Origin of the sequence: uncultured Pedobacter sp. (genome assembly GCF_913776295.1) — a bacterium.
Lineage (GTDB): Bacteria > Bacteroidota > Bacteroidia > Sphingobacteriales > Sphingobacteriaceae > Pedobacter.
Map to the genome: position 1 here is coordinate 16643 of NZ_CAJYOJ010000078.1, position 20544 is coordinate 37186.

Annotated in this window: 20 protein-coding genes and 1 pseudogene; 12 read left to right on the forward strand and 9 right to left on the reverse strand. The window is 38.8% G+C overall.

The genetic code is table 11. The annotated features are described in order from the left end of the window. Positions 1-35 precede the first annotated feature (35 nt). Positions 36-1247, reverse strand: coding sequence for an IscS subfamily cysteine desulfurase (locus QZ738_RS17785; RefSeq protein ID WP_293789091.1), 1212 nt, complete (start codon positions 1245-1247; stop codon positions 36-38). Positions 1248-1364: 117 nt separating this feature from the next. Here QZ738_RS17785 and mce point away from each other — a divergent pair, with 117 nt between their 5' ends. Both mce and QZ738_RS17795 read left to right on the forward strand, forming a co-directional pair. Beyond that, on the forward strand, positions 1365-1772 hold the full coding sequence (gene mce / locus QZ738_RS17790) for a methylmalonyl-CoA epimerase (RefSeq protein WP_293789093.1): 408 nt from the start codon (positions 1365-1367) through the stop codon (positions 1770-1772). A 715-nt stretch (positions 1773-2487) separates the two neighbouring features. Further along, positions 2488-2772: a hypothetical protein gene (locus tag QZ738_RS17795; protein ID WP_293789094.1), complete on the forward strand. Its 285-nt coding sequence runs from the start codon at positions 2488-2490 to the stop codon at positions 2770-2772. Positions 2773-3066: 294 nt separating this feature from the next. Here the strand turns inward: QZ738_RS17795 and QZ738_RS17800 are convergent, their stop codons facing one another. Continuing rightward, entirely contained in the window at positions 3067-3756 is a 690-nt protein-coding gene (locus QZ738_RS17800) for a hypothetical protein (protein ID WP_293789095.1), read from the reverse strand. 8 nt (positions 3757-3764) lie between these two features. Continuing rightward, positions 3765-3932 carry a hypothetical protein gene (locus tag QZ738_RS17805; RefSeq protein WP_293789096.1) on the reverse strand — a complete coding sequence of 56 codons (168 nt, stop codon included), beginning with the start codon at positions 3930-3932 and terminating at the stop codon, positions 3765-3767. Between the two features lie 287 nt (positions 3933-4219). Here QZ738_RS17805 and QZ738_RS17810 point away from each other — a divergent pair, with 287 nt between their 5' ends. The 8 genes from QZ738_RS17810 (at position 4220) to QZ738_RS17845 (ending at position 10801) form a co-directional block, all read left to right on the forward strand. After that, complete coding sequence (locus QZ738_RS17810) at positions 4220-4468, forward strand: type B 50S ribosomal protein L31 (RefSeq protein WP_010601831.1); 249 nt, start codon at positions 4220-4222, stop codon at positions 4466-4468. Positions 4469-4540: 72 nt separating this feature from the next. After that, positions 4541-5707 carry a putative sugar nucleotidyl transferase gene (locus tag QZ738_RS17815; protein WP_293789099.1) on the forward strand — a complete coding sequence of 389 codons (1167 nt, stop codon included), beginning with the start codon at positions 4541-4543 and terminating at the stop codon, positions 5705-5707. A 47-nt stretch (positions 5708-5754) separates the two neighbouring features. Then, on the forward strand, positions 5755-6516 hold the full coding sequence (tpiA, locus tag QZ738_RS17820; protein ID WP_293789101.1) for a triose-phosphate isomerase: 762 nt from the start codon (positions 5755-5757) through the stop codon (positions 6514-6516). After that, entirely contained in the window at positions 6516-7355 is an 840-nt protein-coding gene (gene prmA, locus QZ738_RS17825; protein WP_293789103.1) for a 50S ribosomal protein L11 methyltransferase, read from the forward strand. Before tpiA ends, prmA begins: the two co-directional genes overlap by 1 nt. Positions 7356-7513: 158 nt before the next feature. Then, positions 7514-8866, forward strand: a complete 1353-nt coding sequence (gene murC, locus QZ738_RS17830; RefSeq protein ID WP_293789105.1) for a Mur ligase family protein — start codon at positions 7514-7516, stop codon at positions 8864-8866. Positions 8867-8942: 76 nt separating this feature from the next. Next, positions 8943-9269, forward strand: a complete 327-nt coding sequence (locus QZ738_RS17835; protein WP_293789107.1) for a helix-turn-helix transcriptional regulator — start codon at positions 8943-8945, stop codon at positions 9267-9269. A gap of 117 nt (positions 9270-9386) precedes the next feature. Continuing rightward, on the forward strand, positions 9387-9866 hold the full coding sequence (locus QZ738_RS17840; protein WP_293789109.1) for an Lrp/AsnC family transcriptional regulator: 480 nt from the start codon (positions 9387-9389) through the stop codon (positions 9864-9866). A 2-nt stretch (positions 9867-9868) separates the two neighbouring features. Further along, positions 9869-10801 carry an EamA family transporter gene (locus tag QZ738_RS17845; protein WP_293789110.1) on the forward strand — a complete coding sequence of 311 codons (933 nt, stop codon included), beginning with the start codon at positions 9869-9871 and terminating at the stop codon, positions 10799-10801. 133 nt (positions 10802-10934) lie between these two features. On the opposite strand, the pseudogene QZ738_RS17850 reads toward QZ738_RS17845, so the two are convergent. The 6 genes and pseudogenes from QZ738_RS17850 to QZ738_RS17875 form a co-directional block, all read right to left on the reverse strand. Further along, positions 10935-12167 (reverse strand): annotated as a pseudogene (locus QZ738_RS17850) (IS5 family transposase); the annotation flags it as partial. Between the two features lie 339 nt (positions 12168-12506). After that, the gene (locus QZ738_RS17855) at positions 12507-13625 is read right to left on the reverse strand and encodes a GNAT family N-acetyltransferase (protein WP_293789112.1); all 1119 of its coding nucleotides are present in this window, start codon (positions 13623-13625) and stop codon (positions 12507-12509) included. A gap of 72 nt (positions 13626-13697) precedes the next feature. Beyond that, a complete protein-coding gene (locus tag QZ738_RS17860) occupies positions 13698-13889 on the reverse strand; it encodes a hypothetical protein (protein ID WP_293789114.1) in 192 nt (63 codons plus the stop codon). An 87-nt stretch (positions 13890-13976) separates the two neighbouring features. Continuing rightward, a complete protein-coding gene (scpB, locus tag QZ738_RS17865; RefSeq protein ID WP_293789116.1) occupies positions 13977-14567 on the reverse strand; it encodes an SMC-Scp complex subunit ScpB in 591 nt (196 codons plus the stop codon). Between the two features lie 222 nt (positions 14568-14789). Then, entirely contained in the window at positions 14790-17720 is a 2931-nt protein-coding gene (locus QZ738_RS17870; RefSeq protein ID WP_293789118.1) for a two-component regulator propeller domain-containing protein, read from the reverse strand. A 67-nt stretch (positions 17721-17787) separates the two neighbouring features. Next, entirely contained in the window at positions 17788-18573 is a 786-nt protein-coding gene (locus tag QZ738_RS17875; protein WP_293789120.1) for a LytTR family DNA-binding domain-containing protein, read from the reverse strand. Positions 18574-18698: 125 nt separating this feature from the next. Between QZ738_RS17875 and QZ738_RS17880 the strand changes: the two genes are divergently transcribed. Both QZ738_RS17880 and QZ738_RS17885 read left to right on the forward strand, forming a co-directional pair. Beyond that, positions 18699-19433 (forward strand): ferritin-like domain-containing protein, encoded by a 735-nt coding sequence (locus QZ738_RS17880; protein ID WP_293789122.1) that lies wholly within the window; start codon positions 18699-18701, stop codon positions 19431-19433. Between the two features lie 18 nt (positions 19434-19451). Next, a complete protein-coding gene (locus QZ738_RS17885) occupies positions 19452-20366 on the forward strand; it encodes a ferritin-like domain-containing protein (RefSeq protein WP_293789124.1) in 915 nt (304 codons plus the stop codon). Positions 20367-20544 lie beyond the last annotated feature (178 nt).

The window sequence follows — 20544 nt, forward strand, 5'->3', positions numbered from 1 at the left end:
GTTTAGTTATGCCAAACTGCAAACTCCCAACTGGCTTAGTGTTCTGCCCACTCAATTTTACTCAAATCGATTCCTTCTTTAAACATTTCCCAAAGTGGAGAAAGTTCTCTGAGGTGATTTACCGCTTTTTGCGTTACTTCAATGGCCTGGTCTATTTCTGCTTCAGTAGTAAACCTTCCTAAACCATAACGGATGGAAGAGTGTGCCAAATCATCAGATAAACCCAAACTTTTCAATACATAAGATGGCTCTAAAGAAGCCGAAGTACAAGCTGATCCTGAAGATACCGCCAAATCGCTCATCGCCATCATCAAACCCTCACCCTCAACATATTTAAAAGAAATATTGGCTACATGCGGTAAACGGTGTTGGGTATTACCATTAACATAACTTTCTTCCATTTTGCTTAAAGTAGACTCTAATTTATCGCGTAAAGCCGATAAACGAATAGCTTCACTTTCCATTTCCAGGCGGCAAAGTTCGCAAGCCTTACCTAAACCTACTATACCTGGAACATTTAAAGTACCAGAACGCATGCCGCGCTCGTGGCCACCACCATCCATTTGTGCAGTAACTTTAACCCTTGGGTTTTTACGGCGAACGTAAAGTGCACCAACACCTTTCGGGCCGTACATTTTGTGAGCCGAGAAAGCCATTAAATCAATACCATCGGCATTTACATCAACCGGGATTTTACCTACTGCCTGCGTAGCATCGGTCATAAATAATGCACCATGTTTATGTGCAATAGCCGCAATTTCTTTAACCGGTTGAATTACACCGATTTCGTTATTGCCATACATGATTGAAACTAAAATCGTTTCAGGCGTCATGGCCGCTTCCAATTCAGCTAGGTCAATTAAACCATCTTCTTTAACACCTAAATAAGTAACGCGTGCGCCATTTTTTTCTAAGTGTTTGCAGGTATCTAAAACTGCTTTATGTTCAGTAACCGCGGTGATAATGTGGTTACCTTTTTCTTTGTACATTTCAAATACACCTTTAATCGCCAGGTTATCGGCTTCGGTAGCACCTGATGTAAAAATAATTTCTTTTTCAGTACAGCCGATTAATTTGGCTACCTCCTCGCGGGCGTAATCTACACCCTCTTCAGCCACCCATCCAAAGGCATGGTTACGGCTTGCGGCGTTTCCAAATTTTTCGGTAAAGTAAGGTAGCATGGCTTCCAGCACACGTGGATCTAACGGTGTTGTAGCATTATTATCTAAATATATCGGCTGTTTCATCTCTATTCTGTTAATTATACCACAAAGATACGAAAAAACTTATTTAACAATTATAAATAATAGCTATGAGCTTATAGAGAAAAGCTGCATTTTTACATTAACATAACCTTATATTCTATGAAAAAGATAGAACACATCGGTATCGCGGTAAAAGACCTTAACCGTTCCATTGCCATTTATGAAAAACTGCTTAATACCGATTGTTATAAAACGGAACAGGTGGCATCCGAATTGGTCAATACCGCTTTTTTTAAAACCGGCGAGAACAAGGTAGAGTTGCTTCAGGCTACTGCTCCTGACAGTGCAATTGCGAAATTTATTGAGAAAAAAGGAGAAGGCATTCATCATATCGCTTTCCTGGTTGATGATATTCTGGCCGAAATGGAAAGGCTTCACCAGGAGGGGTTTGTATTGCTTAGCGAATCGCCCAAAAAAGGAGCAGATAATAAAATGGTATGTTTTGTTCATCCAAAAGATACCACTGGCGTGCTGATTGAAATCTGCCAGGAGATTAAATGGATTTAGAGGATGTAAGATGGAAAAGGCAAGATGGAAAAGGCAAGATGGAAGATGGGAAAGGTAAAAGGGAAAGTGGCTTAATTTGTCGTCGAGTTTATATTATTTTCGAATTTGGTACCCGCGATAACCGAAAGTATCTCTGCATCATGCGATCTGCTACCTGGCCTGGCAGATTTCCGCCGGAAAAAGCACGAAAATCTTTGCAGTTTCCCTCTCGTAGCCTACAGCCCGAGGCAGGATCAAAGCGGGAGCGGTGGACTAAGCAAAGGGTAAAAGCCTCGATGCTGCCGTTATCGAGATTTCCGTAGCTTTTTACAAGGAATTGCGCAGCAATCTTTTATACCGATAAAAACAACATTAGCGAATAAAAAACGCTGCAAGCCTTGATCTTTTGTTGCTTTTGGATCAAGCCAAAAGTAAGAGCCCTCTCGGCGGCGGCGAGCCGAGCCAAGACCGGGCTGTATGGCATAAGGAATCAGTTACCTCACTCATATGGAAATTCAGTATTTTATATATAACCTCACTTGAAAACGAACGGTTCCGCATTTTATAGCATCTACAGCCCTGCTAACCGCTATAGTCCCGATGAAGAATCGGGTGCTGCCGCTTTTATCAGGTTTATTTAAATTTGGCCTGTGGTTCTAGGGCGGAACAATTGCATAAAACAGATAATTTTAAAGCTCCTGATCCTGAAATCCTGTAATCTTAAAAATCCTATTCTATGTCACTAATCAATATCATCAGCAAAGATTTCGATATTCCAGATCAGCTTTCCGAAAATCAATTGCGTACGGTTCTGGTTGATGCCTTTGCTTACCTCATCGATAACGATTTTCCTAAACTGATCCAGATTTTATATAAAGCGGATGTGGATCAGTATAAATTAAAGGAATTGCTGGAGACGGTTGAAGACTCCAGTTCAGCTGAAGTCATTGCTGATGCTTATATTGCCCGGCAGAAGGCCAAAATAGAAACCTGGAAGAAATATAGTCCGAAAAAGGATTAAATTCGCTTCGTCGTGCCTTTTCCAATAATGTTTTATCTATAACGATACCTTAATGATAAACCTGATGGGACGGAAGCCGATCCTTTAATCGGCAGGAGGTACAGCAGGGAAAACCCACTTCTATGAAACATAGTTCTTTCATTTCCAAAACAAAAAAATGAAATATGTTCCGTTATCTTTAGCTGATCTTGGCACGTGTCTAATTTTTATAAAACACTATGTTTACAATATTTGGATGGTAGAGATATCCGTTTTTTATCGTCAGTGAAAACTATATCATTTCTAAACGTGTGCTTATTCTTGCGAAGGATTAAAGCGGTTATACATATCCATATCGAAAAATGAAACCGAGTTGATCTTATCTGCTTTCAGCACAAGATCCGTTTTCAGCTCATCGGTATTTGCTACGGATCCATCCTCAATATAACTGGCATAAACGGTTAGATACTGCGTGGTAAAAACCAATTCCCTATCATCAGCCTTGCGGTAACCGCTAAAGGCAGGGGTAATGCGGATATAACTGGTGGTAAACGGTTTTGGCAATTCTTTTACCCATCCAATATAGAATTTGCCGCTATCCATGGTAAACTGTAAAAGATGGGCATCAAAAAAAGACGAACTTAGTAGCAATTCAAACTCATTTCCTGAAGTCGCTATCGCTTTTTTAATGGCTTTAAGGCGATTGATAAATAGATTAGCTATTTCTGTGGCCGCAACTGCAACGAATAATGACAAGCTTGTGGTGCCGAAATAAGGTGCATGGATGGGGAGTAATTTGCTAAGGTATTCAACTGCTTCTGGCCAGATGGCAATAAAAATTGCCCTTAATATAAAACATGCGCCAAGTAATAAGATGCCTGCAAAAGCGGAATTTAATAAGATACGCTGACTTTCGAGCCGGTATTGTACATAGCGTAAATACCTGAACCTGATTAATATATAATAGCCGCCTACAAGAGGAAACAAAAGTAGGTTAAAAGGCATTTATCAGGCTATTTTTTGTTTTTGTCCTTTTCTATCTTTTTGAAGATATTTGATTGCATTAATGCACCCACCATCTGGATAACTCTTGGCTGTGCAAAAAAATCAGGACTTTTTATATAGAGCTTCCCGCTGCTATCTGCATGGATGATGCTCTCTAATTCGCCGTGTTTTCTCATATCTCAAATTTACATATATTTTTTAAATATCTGAAAAACAATATTAAACTTTAAAAGTTTACTTTTGCCCCATTCGGCTACGGTATGTTTTTGCTCCTCCGCAGGCGGAAAAAACATATAATTTAAAATTCTTTATTTAGGCTTGTAAATCAAAAATAAAATTAGGATATTTGCATCCTCTAAAATAGAGGTAGAAAGACTAATAGGAAATGTCATAAGCGTTGTTGCCAGCAAATTGCAAGAATGTTCTTGATGCTTTCACACAAATAACTAAAAATAATATTCAAATGAAAAAAGATTTGCACCCATCAAGCTACAGACCAGTTGTTTTTAAAGACATGTCTAACGAATATGCTTTCTTAACAAAATCTTGTGTAGATACTAAAGAAACAATTAAATGGGAAGATGGTAACGAGTATCCGCTTTATAAATTAGAGATTTCTCACACTTCACACCCTTTTTATACTGGTAAAATGAAATTGGTTGATACAGCAGGACGTATCGATAAGTTCAAAAACCGTTACGCTAAGAAATAATTTTAGCAACAAAAAGCATTTTTTGAAGTCCCTTTGCCAAAAGCATCGGGACTTTTTTTATTTTTGCTGCTTATGACAATCAATTTATTTGATGATGCTTCCTGGATGTCCTTACGTCCGCTTACGTTTACCAGGCCTGTGGCCGATTTACGGATTGGTATTCTAACCATTGCCGAAAAATGGGCAAGATATTTAAATGCTGATTTTGGTTTTTATACCCAGGATTACCTTTCCATTAAATTTGCACCAAAACCCAATGCCGATTTATTTATAAATGGCGCTGTGTGTCCTGATGAATCCTTAATTGAGGCAATTTCTGGGCTAAAAGCAGGTGAAGCACTTCATAAAAATGATATTGTTGTAGCTTACATTTCTGATCAGCACGATCCCGAAGCCGTTAAGTTGTTAAAACAGATTGAATATCCCGGAGATTTTACCCGGATTGTTTATCCGGAGCATATTTTTGGAAATAACCCGGCAGAGATCAGAAAAGATTTTAAACTGTTAACCGAAGGACGCAGCTCTGCAAAACTAAGCAGTACCAATCAGTTGTTAGGCGACGATATTTTTATGGAGGAAGGTGCAAAGGCCGAATGCTGCGTGTTTAATAGTACTTATGGGCCAATTTACATCGGTAAAAATGCAGAGGTTTGGGAAGGCTCTTTAATCAGGGGATCTTTTGCATTATGCGAAAATTCGTCCATAAAAATGGGTTCGAAGATATATTCGGGTACCACAATTGGTCCCAATAGTCGTGCCGGTGGTGAAATTAACAATGCTGTAATCTGGGGTAATTCGGCCAAAGGCCATGAAGGGTATCTGGGCAATTCGGTAATGGGCGAGTGGTGTAATATCGGCGCCGATACCAACAATTCAAATTTGAAAAATAATTACGCAGAAGTGAAACTTTATGATTATGAAGATCGGAAGATGCGGAATACCAGCCTGCAGTTTTGTGGCCTGATTATGGCCGACCACGCTAAAGCTGGCATAAATACCATGTTTAATACCGGTAGCGTAGTAGGGGTTGGGGCCAATGTTTTTGGAGCTGGTTTTCCACCAAATCACATCGCCGATTTTAGTTGGGGCGGTGCCGCCGGTTTCGATACCTATAAATTGCACAAAATGTTCGAAACAACCGGAAAGGTATTTGCAAGAAAAGATGTGGCTTTTGATGAGGCAGAAAAAAACATTTTGACAAAAGTATTTGAATTAACCGAATCGTATAGGCGATTTTAATATAAAACCTGATCTAAAAAGATCAACCAACCATTAAATAATACAAAATGAGAAAAAAGATTGTTGCCGGTAACTGGAAAATGAATTTAGATTATAATGAAGGTGTTTCGTTGTTCAGCGAAATCGTAAATATGGTTAAAGATGAGCGTAAAGGCGATCAGCTGGCCATCATTTGCTCGCCATTTATTCATTTGAACAGTCTGGCAAAATTGGGTGGTAACGATGTTAAAATTGGCGCTCAAAATATCAGCGATAAGGAAAGTGGCGCCTATACAGGCGAAATTTCGGCTAAAATGGTTAAATCCGTTGGCGCAGAATATGTGATTTTGGGTCACTCAGAACGCAGGCAATATTTCGCCGAAAGCGATGCTTTATTGGCTGAAAAAACTAAAATTGCTTTAGCCAATGGTTTAACCCCAATTTTCTGCATCGGCGAAACCTTAGACGAGCGTAATAACGGCAGTTATTATGAAGTGTTGAAAAAACAATTAGTAGGGGGGATCTTTAGCTTAACTGAAGAAGATTTCAAAAAAATTGTGATCGCTTACGAACCTGTTTGGGCTATCGGAACGGGATTGACTGCTTCGCCGGAACAGGCACAGGATATCCACGCTTTTATCCGCAGTGAAATTGAAGCCAATTATGGATTCAATGTGGCTGATGACACGACTATTTTATATGGTGGCAGCTGTAACCCGGGCAATGCAGCAAGTTTATTCGCGCAAAAAGATATTGATGGTGGACTGATTGGTGGTGCATCGTTAAAATCACGCGATTTTACAGATATTATTAAAGCATTAAACAGCTAATGCAATACATAAAAGCAATATTTACTTTCAAAGGTATCGAAGATTATCAACAGGATCTGCTCATTAGCGATCTTGCTGACCTGGGTTTCGATACTTTTGAAGATAGTGATGGTGGTTTTACGGCTTTCGTCATCAGGGATAATTTTAATGAGCAAGAATTAAAGAATTTATTAGGCAATTACAGGGAAGAGTTTGTAACAGAATACACTTTAGAAGATGTTGCCGACGAAAACTGGAATGCCGAATGGGAAAAGAATTTTAGTCCGTTGATTATTGATGATGTGTGTTATGTAAGGGCAACCTTTCATGAACCACAACCGTCATATCCTTACGAGATTGTGATTGATCCCAAAATGTCTTTCGGCACTGGTCATCATCAAACGACTACCATGATGATGCAATATATTTTAGCCGCCGATTTAAAGGATAAAAATATCCTGGATATGGGCTGTGGAACCGGAATTCTGGCAATCCTGGCGGCAAAACTCGGTGCTAAAACTTTAATGGCCATTGATTATGACGATATCTGTTACGAAAGCACTGTAGAAAATGCTGAGCTTAATCAGGTGTATAATTTAAAAGCACTTTGTGGCAGTAAGGAAGTCATTCCGGATGATGAATACGATGTGATTTTTGCCAACATCAACAGGAATATCCTTTTAGATCAGATCCATCGCTATGCGGATGTTTTAAAAGGCGGAGGACGAATTTTCTTCAGCGGTTTCTATTTAGATCCTGATTTAGGAATGATTACTGATGAATGCGCTCAATACGGAATAAAATACGTTGACCATAAACAGAATGGTGATTGGGTAGCCGCACAGTTCGAGAAGAGGTAGAAGGGTGGAAGGTTTAGGGTTTAAGGTTTAAGTTTTAGGGTTTAGGGAATGGTTTCCATGTTTCAAATGTTGTATATCCTATCGTATTTTCAATCCAGCATCTCACCCCTGATGTCTCCAATCTCATATCTCCTGTCTCACACCTAAAATAAAAAAATATGCGTATACATTTTATCGCGATCGGTGGGAGTGCCATGCATAACCTGGCCATCGCCCTACATAAAAAAGGTTACCAGATTTCAGGATCCGATGATGTGATCTTTGAACCTGCAAAATCACGTCTGGATAAATACGGTTTATTGCCAATTGAAATGGGCTGGGATGAAAACCGCATTTCAAATGATCTGGATGCCGTGATTTTGGGTATGCATGCCCGTATCGACAATCCTGAGTTATTGAAAGCACAGGAGTTGGGTATTAAAATCTATTCTTATCCTGAATACATTTACGAGCAGAGCAAAAATAAACTGCGGGTAGTAATTGGTGGAAGTCATGGTAAAACGACCATCACCAGTATGATCCTGCATGTGCTTAATTATTATAAACGTGATTTCGATTATTTAGTTGGTGCGCAATTGGCAGGTTTCGAAACCATGGTAAAGGTTACGGAAGAGGCACCTGTAATGATTATAGAAGGAGATGAATATTTGTCTTCACCAATTGACAGAAGACCAAAATTTCATCTGTATCAAGCAAATGTTGCGGTAATTAGTGGTATTGCCTGGGATCATATCAACGTGTTTCCGACCTATGCTGATTATGCCCTGCAGTTTGATAAATTCATCGATACCATTGAACCAAAAGGCGTATTGATTTATTGTAAAGCGGATGCTGACCTGAATGAAATGGTATCGCGTTCAAAATCTGGTGTGACGAAGATCGGTTATGCTATTCCTGAACATGCGATCAGAAACGGTATCACATACCTCCTGCCGGAAGAAACGGCGCTTAAGATTTTTGGCGATCATAACCTGATGAACCTTAATGCTGCGAAATTGGTTTGTAAGGAATTGGGCATCAATGAAAATGAATTTGATGCTGCAATTGCTTCGTTTACAGGTGCTTCCAAGCGTTTAGAAGTGATTTCAGCAGATGAATCGACCAATGTTTACAAAGATTTTGCACATTCACCATCAAAATTAAAAGCTACGATTGATGCAGTTAAAGCGCAGTTTACCGACCGTAAATTAGTAGCCTGTATTGAATTACATACTTTTAGCAGTTTAAACAAAGATTTTTTGAAAGAATATACGGGTGCGATGGATAAAGCTGACGAGGCCATTGTGTTTATCGACATTAAATCTTTCGAACAAAAACGCATGGAGCCGTTTTCTGAAGATGATGTACAACAGGCTTTCGCCAATCCAGAACTGAAGTTTTTTAACGATGCAGTTAAGTTAAAAACTTATTTATTGAGTTTGCATTACAAAGATACCAATCTGTTGATGATGAGTTCTGGTAATTATGCAGGTTTTGATCTGCCTGAACTGGCGGCTGCTCTAAAGAAATAGACATGAAATATTAGACGTGAGATTTGAGAGGTATCAGTCTCCGATTTCAAGTCTAATATCTCAAATCTAAAAAAGGATGAAAAGCATTGGAGATCATATCAAACAAACTAGATTGTCTCTGGGGTTAAGCCAGGCTGATGCTGCTAAAAAATTAAATATCTCTACGCCGGCTTTCTGTAAAATAGAAACCGGACAAACCGACATCAATATCTCCCGCTTACTGCAGATTTCTAAAATATTTAAGGTTCCGGTAATACAATTAATTACGGGGCAGCCGGGGGTATCAGAATCTGATTTCTCGCAAGAGCTCATTGCACTTAAAAAAGAACTGATCGAAAAGGAAGAAGAACTTAATAAACTAAGAAAAAAAGTAATCGACCTGTACGACAAACTTGGGATGTAAGATTTGATATCGTCTATTGAACCGATTTATTATCATTAAAAAGCTATTTAATAGAATAAAATTCATTTTTATTTAAAATATTTTGAATTATATTCTTACTATCAATAGCTTTGAAGAATGGTAATTGAAAGCAATTTTAATCTGGATCATATTGATCTGGCGATACTCAGACTCATGCAGGATAATGCCCGGATCTCAAATGTAGATTTAGCGAGGGCGTTAGATCTTGTTCCATCGGCAGTACTGGAACGTGTAAAAAAACTCGAAAAGAAGAATGTCATTACCGGATATCATGCGAAGGTAAACCCCGCTGCGGTTGATTTAAAATTATTGGCGTTTATCTCCATGAAATCATCACAAAGTTTTAGTTGTAATGATACCGCAAGCGAGCTGGCTAAAATTCCGGATGTGCAGGAAGTACACGTCATTGCTGGCGATGATTGTTTCCTGGTGAAAGTGAGAACAACTGATTCAGCATCTTTAATGGCTTTGCTACGCGATGAATTTAGTAAGGTTCCCAATATTTTATCCCTGAAGACTACCATTGTGTTAGAAACAGTAAAGGAACAGCAACAATTGATCATCCCCGAAAATTAAAAATGGCAGATTTAAGTAAAAAAGCATCTCCGGTAATGGTTTACCTGGCTTTTGCGATCGTATATATTGTTTGGGGTTCTACCTATTTTTTTATTCAAAAAGCCCTGGCCGGTTTTCCACCTTTTATTTTAGGTGCATTTCGTTTTTCTATTGCAGGCATGCTGATGTTGACCTGGTGCAAGCTCAAAGGAGAAGATATTTTCAATCTGAAAACCATCAGGATTGCTGCGGTAAGCGGTATTTTAATGTTGGGTTTAGGTAATGGAATCGTAATCTGGGTAGAGCAGTTCATTCCTAGCGGTTTAGTGGCTATTATGGTGGCTTCGGCAGCCATATGGTTTGTTATTTTAGATAAATCGCATTGGAAAGAAAACCTAAGCAATAGGTATATCGTTTCGGGTCTGATCATTGGATTTTTAGGTGTGTTGCTCTTGTTTGGTAATCAAATCAGGCAAGCACTGGATAAACCGCAAAGTAACCTGCAGATTTTAGGCATGATACTGCTGGTGTTTGGGCCGATTGCCTGGGCCGGAGGATCGCTTTATTCAAAATATAATCTTACTACACAGCGTTCAGTTTCGGTAAATACAGGCTGGCAGATGTTAATAGCGAGTTTGGCTTTTTTACCCGGTGCATTATTGAAATCAGAATTTGGATTATTGGATTGGGCTGGCATATCGCCGGATGCCTGGCTATCTATTATTTATCTCATTTTATTCGGTTCCATTGCAGGATTTAGTGCCTATGTGTGGTTGCTGAAAGTACGTCCGGCCACACAGGTGAGTACTTATGCTTATGTAAACCCTGTTGTTGCTGTATTGTTGAGTTTAATATTTACCAATGAAGTGATTGGCTTAATACAAGTGGTTGGATTAGTCATAATTTTAGGCAGCGTACTGTTGATTAATTTGCCGAAGTATAGAAGTGTAGATTAATTATTTAGTCGAGCCTTAAAAAGTCAATAAAGAAAGCTTGATACTGTAATAGTGTTGTTGTGATAATGTTTGGACAAGCTGAATAAAGTGTAAAATGTAAAAACAGTGCCAAAAGATTGTCTTTCCAGATATTCATCATTCTTTTGAAGTTCATTGCAGCAGCAGCCAGCATCACATTGATGTTATCGCCTTTAATTCCTTTGTAAAAGTTGCGGCTTAGACGGTGATCTGCTTTCAGATGACCGATTTTAGGCTCGATGGCGGCTCTTTGGGTGAAGCCTTCCTTTAATTTGGTTTTTCGATATCTTGTTAGCTTGCTGCTGAAGGTTTTGGGGGTATGGATAGTGGTTCCCAATACATCTTTCCTTCCCCGGTAGCCCCGGTCAACGAAGGCTTCTTTGAGTTTATGGCCGGTAAGCCTTTGCTGTTGTTCAAGGGCTGCATCCAGCGTATGCCCGTCGTAATCATTTCCTGCGATGTTCAGCGCCCCGATGATTACGCCACTTTTTTGGGTAACGGTGATCGACACTTTACTTCCAAACTCGTATTTCTTATGCTCTTTACCTTTGCTGATGCATACCACCTCCGGCTCATGGAGGCTATAAACCTTGTTTTTGTCCTGACGTTTTTGACGAAGTACACGCCCGAACAGCTCCAGGTCGGTCTGGTAACTCTCTGCTGGTAATTTCCTTTGGAGTTCCCTTACCAGTCTGCCGGCTATAGTCTTTACTTTCTTATCGGCTTTCCTTGCTTTTGCCCCGTTTTTGGGATGATTCCTGAAGCGCTGGTCGATGCCCAGCTTCTTTAAGGTACGCGTATAACGCTGGCGAAGTTCCAGCCCTTCCCTGTCGGCTATCCCAATACACTTTTTGATGATCTTCCGGTGAAGTTTGCTATCGGTAGGATAGGTAATGTTCTTCTCCTGGACGGTCGTATCTATGCTCGCCTTATCTTCTTTGCCGCATTTGCCGTTGATGCGGATACTCTCCCTGAAGATCAGTTCCACTCCTTCTGCACCGATCCGGTTACGGAAATGCACTAATTCGGATGCTTCGCAGGGGGCTTTTGCGGTAAATACCAGCGCTCCACTAAAGTATTGATAGTAACCATTTTCAGCCCATTGCTCCACTACGCTTTCATCGCTCAGGTTACGAATGTGCTTCAGCATCAAAAGTGCTACCATCAGCCGTATCGGCTTGGCCGGGCGGCCAAAGTCTTCCCGGTAATGCTTCCTGAAAGCGTCCTGAAATAATTGCCAATCAAGCGTTTCCGCTAAAATGTAAAGCGGATGTTTATTAGATAATTGTTCTTTCAAGCCAGGCTGTAAAAAACTCAATTGCGTAGTGATTATCGGTTTGTTAAGCATAAATATCTGCAAGCTTTTGACACTAATATCAGGAAAACCTGCAGATATTTATACCTGATTTTACCAACAAAGTGTTGGTAATCAAATTTTTATACACTTTTTAAGGAACAACTATTTAATCTAATGTCATTTCGACTGCAGCGCAGCAGAATGGAGAAATCTGCTGAATAAAATTTAGAAAGGTGAAATCTGGTTACTCCATGTTTTAGTGGATCCATGACAAAAAAGGTTCGTGGAGACACGAACCTTGGCAGGTGGAAATATTATGTACCGTAGAGTTTCTTCAATTCGCTTACGGTTATAAATCAATATAATCCGATCGAAATTGGTGACGACAAATCAAAAAACTTTTCGCATGGTTAAATGCTTTTTGCCAAAAGTGGCACCGGTAGCTTTATGGATGGCAATCATCTGTTCGTTGAAATCGCCCACCCAGCTCAATTCGAGTTCTTTGTACTGATTTTTAGGTAAAACATATTCTCCTAAGCGTATAAAAAGTACCGATTCTAAACCGTGTTTTTGGAATTTAGGTTTAGTACCCATTACAATCGCCCTCATGCGGGTAACGCCCACCCAACGGCGGTAAGCAAACTTTAATTTTTCAATTAAACCCAGTTTCCCGTTAAAACCTTTTATCATTTGGTTTGCATCCGGAATCAATACGACAAATGATGCCGGTTCGCCGTTAAAGTAAGCAAACTGAATCAGATGTTCGTCCATAATGGGTTCCATACTTTTAAAACTCTCTTCGAGGGTTTCTCTTTTAATGGGAACAAAGTTTTCAAAATTTTGCCAGCCATCATTGTAAATTTCCATTAAATCATTGATGTATTTGCCGGAATTGGCTTTGCTGAAATATTCGAAGGTATAACCTGGCTTGTTTCTTACCCAGTTGGCAATTTTTGTAAAACGCTCCGGAAAGGGAATGGTCAGGTTAATATGATTGGTTAACTGCTCATATTCTGTAATAAAACCATACTTCTCGAAAAATTGATGATAATATGGAAAGTTATAGTTCATGCCAAAGGAAGGAGGAGTGAAGCCTTCAACCAACAGCCCCCAGAAACTATCATTCTCGCCAAAATTAATCGGACCATCCATCGCTTTCATGCCGTTTTCGGTTAGCCAGTTTTTGGCCGTATCGAATAACATAAAGGCAGCCTTTTCATCATCAATACATTCAAAAAAACCCATGCCACCTGTTGGTTGGTCGTAATGGTATGCTTTTTTCTCATTTATAAAAGCCGCTACTCGTCCAATTAGTTTTCCTGCATCATCTTTTAATACCCAACGTGTGCATTTTCCGTGTGTAAAAAAGGTGTTTTTTTCAGGATCGAAGACATTTTCAATTTCACTATCCAGTGGGCAGATCCAGTTTTTGTCGTTTTTATATAAGATTTTGGGGGTATTTAGAAAGTCTTTTTTTAATGATGAATTGCTTACGGGTATTACTTGCATGGGCAGATTTTAAAATTAAAAAGCATCCTACCAAGCGGGCGGATGCTTTTTCAAATATATGTTTTTTAAATATTAATAATCGTCGTCGTCATCGTCAAAATTATCGAAGTTGTCAAGATCATCTAACGGCATGTCAAAATCATCATCGTCATCATCTTGAGGCTTCTTTTTTGTTGTTTGAATATCGTCATCTTCAAAATCATCATCTTCGTCTACCTGTTTTTTGGCAGTCGGTTTAGTTGGGAGTTTCTTTGGCGCTGTCATAACACAAAAATAAAAATTGCTTTTATAGTTTAAAAATACAAAAAAACTTTTTTTAATAACAATCTGTGAATAAATAAATTAATTTATTTACTCTGCATTTTCTCCTACAGAATTTTCTTCTTTAACGATATCTTTTAACTGCGGAAGCTGATTTAGGTTATTTAAACCAAAATAATCCATAAATGATGTGCTGGTACTATAGAGGATAGGCCGGCCCGGAGTTTCCGCTTTTCCATCAATACTGATCAGCTCTTTCTCCAGCAGGCGTTGTACCGAATAATCAGAGTTTACCCCTCTGATCTGTTCAATTTCCAATTTAGTAATGGGCTGGCGGTAGGCGATAATGGCAAGCGTTTCCATCGCCGCCTGGCTTAATTTTTTTTTGGAGCGATGTAACTGCAGTTGGTTAACCGTTTCATGGTAATCTTTTTTGGTTAAAAACTGATAACCATTATTCAAAAATACCAATCCGATTGCCAAATCATCATGGCTATATTTTTCCTTGATCTGCTCGATACTTTCGAAAACCTGTGCTTCTGTAAATTCCTCATTAAAAACTGCATTCAGGGCAAGTATAATTTCTGACGTGCTGATGCTCTGGCTGGAAGAGAATATAAGGGCTTCGATGTGTTTGGTGATGTTATGATTGGGCATATACAAAAATAAAATTTTCGACATAAAAAAAGCGGTCTCGCTTTTAAAAACAAGACCGCTTTCAACACACAAATGAAACCTGAATTAAGATATAGTTTTAGGTTAGGTTATTAAATATCTATATCAATTCTATAAGAACGTCTTTGATAAACACTATCGTTTATTTCTAACACAAGTTTAAGGCAAAATCGGGTTCGGCCAAGATTCTATTTAGTAAGTGGTATTAATAATTGAGTAAACGGTAAATTACCTGTTTAACGGTATGGAAATAGATACGGTTGTGCCATTTGTGGCATTCTGCCTTACCTCCAGGTGTATAGGTTTTGCTCCAATCTGACCTAAAAGGTGTAACCTTTCTTTGGTTAGCTGCATGCCCTTACTAATATGTGTTTCTTTTTTATCTTTTAAAGAATTGTCTATTCCAATCCCATCGTCAATAATTTCGATGTTAAGATAGAATTCATCCATTAATTTAATATTGATCAGAATTTTTCCGCCGGTTTCTTTTGGCATAATGCCATGCCATATGGCATTTTCTACGTAAGGTTGTAATAACATAGAGGGGATAAAAGTTTCTTCCCGGTCTATATTTTCATCCACATCGAAAATATAGCCTAATTTATCACCAAAACGGTTCTTTTCTAACTTCAGGTAGAGGTTTAAGTATTCTAATTCTTCTTCCAATGAGATATAACTTTTGGTACAGATTTCCAGGTTTTTTCTGATCAATCTGGCAAATCCGGTTAAAACTTTATTAGCAGAGGCTGTATTCTGCGTATTAATATAATGCTGAATGGAATTCATGACATTAAATACAAAGTGCGGGTTCATCATCGCCTGCAGCGCTTGTTGTTCTAACATCAATACTTTGTTTTTTAACAGCAATTGTGCTTGCTCCTTATCTTTTTGCTTGCGGGTAATGTAAACAGCTACCTTGTAAAAAATATAGGCCACAAGTAAGATCAAAATGGATAAAAACCACAGGCTTTGCCAAAAGTGCTTTTTAATGGTAAAGGCAATTTTTGCCGGTTCGCCCCAATTGCCATTCTGCCTTTTTGCACTTACTTCGAATACATAATCGCCAGATTGGAGTGAAGAAAAATCCAATCGTCTTGTACGTGTTTCTACCCAGGCCGAGTTCCCGTTTAAGCGGTAGCGATAGGTAATATCACTCGTGGTAAAATCCACCGCGCTAAACGTAAAAAGAATGGTGTTGTTACCCGTTTCGAAAGTAAAATTGTCCTGGTCAACAGGTAAGCGCTCATTATCTTTGACAATGGAAGTAACATATACCTTGGGAAGATTCTTAACAAAGTTTTTATTGTTGTATTTAAATAAAATCAAGCCTTTATTTGTGGCAAAATAAGCGGTGCTGTCATCAATGAATAAACTGTTTACATCATCACTTAAAAGGTCTTTTCCATAGTCGAAATTGGCTACAGTGGGGTCGTTAGGATAATCGGCTATTTTATTAACGCCTTTATTGGTTAACACCCAGATTTCGTTGTTTTTAATAAATATCCTGGTACATATATTATTGGTCAGCCCATCCTTTTGGGTAATTTGCCGGGTAATCTGGCTGTTTTTATAAAATATTAAGCCATAGCCATCAGTAGCCAGAATCAAGGTGCCATCAGCAAGCTGTTGAATATCGTTTATCCTTTTGGTAAGCAGGGGATGATTTTCATAGTGTTTGACCAGTTTACCTTTGGAAAATTGAGAAAGTCCGTTAACATTTGAAAACCATAGATTACCTTCGCGATCATAAAAAACATGGTAAGATCTGTCTTTAAAAAAATCTTCTTTTTCTTTGTATTTTGCCGCGTTAAATTCGAATTTATTTCTTCTGTCTGATAAGAAAACAACACCCGAGGATAGGGCCAAGGCAAGATGATTGTTGTTTTCACCGACGCTGAAGTGTTTAATTACAAACATGGAGTTATTAGACTCCCTCAAATAACTTACATCATTACTGCCGTTGTAGATATTATTGAAAACACCCATTCCATAATCGGATGCGAAATATATAGATTGGTCTTTTGGGTCGAAAGTAATTTGTTTAATGGTTTTGTACTTTTTAAAATCATCTAACCCAATTTCATCAACCTGGTAATTGTTAATGGTCAGTACATCAATTACTGCATCGTCTGTACCCAGCCATAGCCTGTTTTTGCCGTCTTTGGTGATGCTTTTGATTACATTGCTGCTCAGGCCAGATTCTGCATCAATAATTGATAAACGGTTATTCGCATTGGGCAGCATGTATATGCCCTGATTGGTGGCAAACCACATGTTCTGATTATTGTCTTTGAGTACCTGATTTACCGAAATGTCCTGGAGATACTGCACTGTTTTTCCGCTTTTATCCAGTGCAAAAGCCCCGTTGGCATTAGATAACCAAACCTCTTTAGCGGTTACATCATAATAAAAATATCCCGACATGTTTTTGATCAGGTTCTGCGGAATGGGGATTAGTTCGTTAATGTTTCCATGCCTATATTGTTTTAGCCCTTCACTATCCAGGTAAAATAGTGATCTGTGGCTGCTATTTGCAGCAGTCATGTAAGAGAGCGGCTGCACTTTTGACCTGATCATGGAAAAAGTTTTTCCGTTAAATTGCTGCACGCTCATATCGCTGTATGCGAATATATTACCTTGTTCATCTTCATGAATGAAGGCATTGATAAATTTATCTTTAGGATTTGGCGAAATATATTTTTTAATTTTTTTTCCGTCCCAGCATACAATCAGGTTGGCATTTGTTCCTAGCCAGATCCGACCTGATTTATCGATCAGAAAGGAAACAATTACAGTATTGAAGTTGAGCTTTTTTAGCAGTTCGTCGTTGCTCTGGTTGTAAAATTTGCCTTCTTTTAAATAGCTCAGCTGACCATTTAGCGCAAAAAACCACAGCCGGCCCGCTGCATCTTCTTTCATCTGAAGGATCTGGGTATCGGGCAGGCCATCTTCAATGGTGAAATTTTGGAAGTTTGTACCGTCAAAACGGCTCAATCCATTATCGGTAGCGATCCATATAAAACCTTTTTTATCCTGTAAAATGTAATAACAGTTATTGCTGGCAAGCCCGTTTTTGGTGTTGTAATGAGGAAGGTAAGTGGTTTGCGAAAAAAGTTTTTGAGGCACACTAAAAACCAGCATCAAAACTAAAAAGACCATAAGAATATGGTTGAAGCGGAGCTTCAGCATAGCGTTTTGCGCTAATGGTTGCACGCTTATCTGCTGGTTAATGATCACTGTTGGCTTTAGTAAATAACTTTATTTTTTCAAAAAAATCGCTTGCCCTTCTTCTTGAAATGTTGATGCTTTCGCCATTTTTCAGGAAAACCTGCAGTCCGTTTTTGGAGTTATATTCCTTTAAATGGTTCAGGTTAATAATACTTGATTTGTGGATCCTGACAAACTGATCTGTGGGTAATAATTCTTCAAACTCTCTTAAAACTTTAGAAACGGTAATTTTTTCGTGATTGTTTAAGTGTACTATAGAATAATTACTATCAGCTTCAATGTAAATGATATCATCAATATCAATCATTTTGAAACCTTGCCCATAAGGAAGGGTAAGTTTCCTAATCTCTGATCTCGAACTTAAGCTGGAAGCCAGGTTGTTGATTCTTTCATCATTTTCGTTCTGGCTTTTAGATAATCTGATGTGTTGCGAAACTTTATCTACCGCTATCGTAAGTTCATCAATATCAATCGGTTTTAAAAGGTAATCCAATGCATTAGCTTTGATCGCTTTTAGCGCGTATTGATCGTAGGCTGTTGTAAATATAACGGCGGCATGGTGTTTCTGTGCGTCAGGAATTAATTCAAAGCCATTTCCTCCGGGCATGGCAATATCCAAAAAGATGAGATCAATAGGATGGTGGGCCAAAATATCTTTTGCTTCGGCCACAGATCTTGCAATACCGGTAATCTCTACCTGTGTACAGTTCTGCTGCAACAAAAAAAATAATGACGAACGTGCAAACTCCTCATCATCAACAATAATGGCCTTTAATGTAGTCATAGTTATAGGTTGGTGAATGTATTAAAATGGTCTTATAAAAAAAAATGCAAATTGAAAAAACCAGTAACCAAATTGTCACGTATGTATCATCAAACGTATTCAAAACCACTAAAACATAGATGACTATGAAAAACAATGAACTAGAAACAAAAAGCGAGCTTCAGGAGAAGAGTTTGTTTGACAAAACTGTGGGCAGAAGATCTTTTCTGCAGTATGCAGGTGCAGGTGCTGCAGGTATTGCTTTAGTTGCTGCTGGTTGTAGCAAAGATCGCGGTTACGGTAACCCAACAATGAACGGTGCAACACTGGATTTTAAAGATGATTTCGGGGTGTTAAATTATGCTTATGCTTTAGAGCAACTGGAAGCTGCATTTTATATCAAGGTTGCGAACAGCAATACTCAATTTACAGGAACAAATGCTGCTGCCAAAAAAGCGTATTTCCAGGATATCCAGTTTCATGAAATAGCGCATAGAGAGTTTTTTAAAGCTGCTTTAGGAACTGCTGCGATTGGAAGTTTAGAAGTTGATTTTTCATCAATTGATTTTACCAGTGAAGCAAGCGTTTTAGCTACTGCGATGGCTTTTGAAGATTTAGGTGTTGCGGCCTACAATGGTGCAGGACCAAGACTTAAAAACGGCACATTTTTATTGTTAGCAGGTAAAATTGTTTCAGTTGAAGCCCGTCACGCTGCTTATGTTCGTGACATCATTTCAAATGGATCATTTGCAGATTTGAATAGCTTGGCTTCATTGGGCGCAAACAACTCAGGTGGTTTGGACGCGGCCTTAACACCGGATAAGGTTTTAGCTGTTGCTTCAAAATACATCAAAACCAAAATTAATGTAATCAATCTTTAAAACTTTAAACTAGAAATCATGAATATCGTAAATATATTAGAAGAAATTGAAAAAGTTGATGCTGAGGTTTATGAGCGTTTAAACCCGAGAAGGGCTGCCATGAAAAGCTTTTTCAACATCGGCAAAAAAATCTCTCTGGCTGCTATGCCGCTAGCTTTGGGTTCTATGTTTCAAAAAGCATACGGACAATCAACTTTACCATCAGGTGTTGCTGATGTACTAAACTTCGCTCTGGCGTTAGAATATTTGGAATATCACTTTTACAACCACACTATTGTTGGTATAACCAAGAAAAATCAAGATGGTAGTACTAACAACAGTGTAACCGATGTTACATTTGCATTTCCTAATGCAGCCAGTCAGGCTGCCATCACAACTATTCGTGATCATGAAAAAGCACACGTAGATTTATTGGTAGGTGCTTTGGGAAGTTCTGCACGTACGCCAATTGCCTATGCGGATACTGATTTCAGGGCCGGTGGCGCATTTTCAACAGTATACTCTGATTATAATACCTTCTTAGCTGTAGCACAGGGTTTTGAGGATACAGGTGTTAGGGCATATAAAGGCCAGGCAGCGAATTTAATGGCGGCTCCAGGTGTATTACAAACTGCACTTCAGATCCATTCTGTTGAAGCCCGTCACGCTTCACATATCCGTCAAATGCGTACTGCTGCGGGTTCTGCCGTTTATAAACCTTGGGTAAGCCTTGGTGCTTCCGGACAGGCGAACGATTCAGGTGTAGCAGCTGTTGATGCTGTTTATGCAGGTGAGGATTTAACGGTACAAGCCGGAGCAAATATTGTTGGGATTGGTGGTTTCTCAGGTATCACTAAGGCAGCTGCTGTAGAAAGCTTTGATGAGCCTTTAGATAAGGCTAGCGTGGTAACCATTGCCAACCTGTTTTTACAGTCAGGTAAAAAGTTATCATAATCATCCAAAATACTGACATTATTAATGAAATAATGTTTCGTTTAAGGTAGGGGGAGGTAGAACTTATGTTTTACTTCCCTTTGTTTTATCAGAGTTTTTAGGATTACCAGATCTTAAGATTATTAAAAGAGAACTTCCTTTGCTTCTTGCAAGATTACGGAATTAAAATTTACTAAGT

Bases quoted from the DNA above. Each gene is read 5' to 3' on its own strand.
- QZ738_RS17785 (WP_293789091.1), bottom strand. From the start codon at position 1,247: ATGAAACAGCCGATATATTTAGATAATAATGCTACAACACCGTTAGAT.
- mce (WP_293789093.1), top strand. From the start codon at position 1,365: ATGAAAAAGATAGAACACATCGGTATCGCGGTAAAAGACCTTAACCGT.
- QZ738_RS17795 (WP_293789094.1), top strand. From the start codon at position 2,488: ATGTCACTAATCAATATCATCAGCAAAGATTTCGATATTCCAGATCAG.
- QZ738_RS17800 (WP_293789095.1), bottom strand. From the start codon at position 3,756: ATGCCTTTTAACCTACTTTTGTTTCCTCTTGTAGGCGGCTATTATATA.
- QZ738_RS17805 (WP_293789096.1), bottom strand. From the start codon at position 3,932: ATGAGAAAACACGGCGAATTAGAGAGCATCATCCATGCAGATAGCAGC.
- QZ738_RS17810 (WP_010601831.1), top strand. From the start codon at position 4,220: ATGAAAAAAGATTTGCACCCATCAAGCTACAGACCAGTTGTTTTTAAA.
- QZ738_RS17815 (WP_293789099.1), top strand. From the start codon at position 4,541: ATGACAATCAATTTATTTGATGATGCTTCCTGGATGTCCTTACGTCCG.
- tpiA (WP_293789101.1), top strand. From the start codon at position 5,755: ATGAGAAAAAAGATTGTTGCCGGTAACTGGAAAATGAATTTAGATTAT.
- prmA (WP_293789103.1), top strand. From the start codon at position 6,516: ATGCAATACATAAAAGCAATATTTACTTTCAAAGGTATCGAAGATTAT.
- murC (WP_293789105.1), top strand. From the start codon at position 7,514: ATGCGTATACATTTTATCGCGATCGGTGGGAGTGCCATGCATAACCTG.
- QZ738_RS17835 (WP_293789107.1), top strand. From the start codon at position 8,943: ATGAAAAGCATTGGAGATCATATCAAACAAACTAGATTGTCTCTGGGG.
- QZ738_RS17840 (WP_293789109.1), top strand. From the start codon at position 9,387: ATGGTAATTGAAAGCAATTTTAATCTGGATCATATTGATCTGGCGATA.
- QZ738_RS17845 (WP_293789110.1), top strand. From the start codon at position 9,869: ATGGCAGATTTAAGTAAAAAAGCATCTCCGGTAATGGTTTACCTGGCT.
- QZ738_RS17855 (WP_293789112.1), bottom strand. From the start codon at position 13,625: ATGCAAGTAATACCCGTAAGCAATTCATCATTAAAAAAAGACTTTCTA.
- QZ738_RS17860 (WP_293789114.1), bottom strand. From the start codon at position 13,889: ATGACAGCGCCAAAGAAACTCCCAACTAAACCGACTGCCAAAAAACAG.
- scpB (WP_293789116.1), bottom strand. From the start codon at position 14,567: ATGTCGAAAATTTTATTTTTGTATATGCCCAATCATAACATCACCAAA.
- QZ738_RS17870 (WP_293789118.1), bottom strand. From the start codon at position 17,720: ATGGTCTTTTTAGTTTTGATGCTGGTTTTTAGTGTGCCTCAAAAACTT.
- QZ738_RS17875 (WP_293789120.1), bottom strand. From the start codon at position 18,573: ATGACTACATTAAAGGCCATTATTGTTGATGATGAGGAGTTTGCACGT.
- QZ738_RS17880 (WP_293789122.1), top strand. From the start codon at position 18,699: ATGAAAAACAATGAACTAGAAACAAAAAGCGAGCTTCAGGAGAAGAGT.
- QZ738_RS17885 (WP_293789124.1), top strand. From the start codon at position 19,452: ATGAATATCGTAAATATATTAGAAGAAATTGAAAAAGTTGATGCTGAG.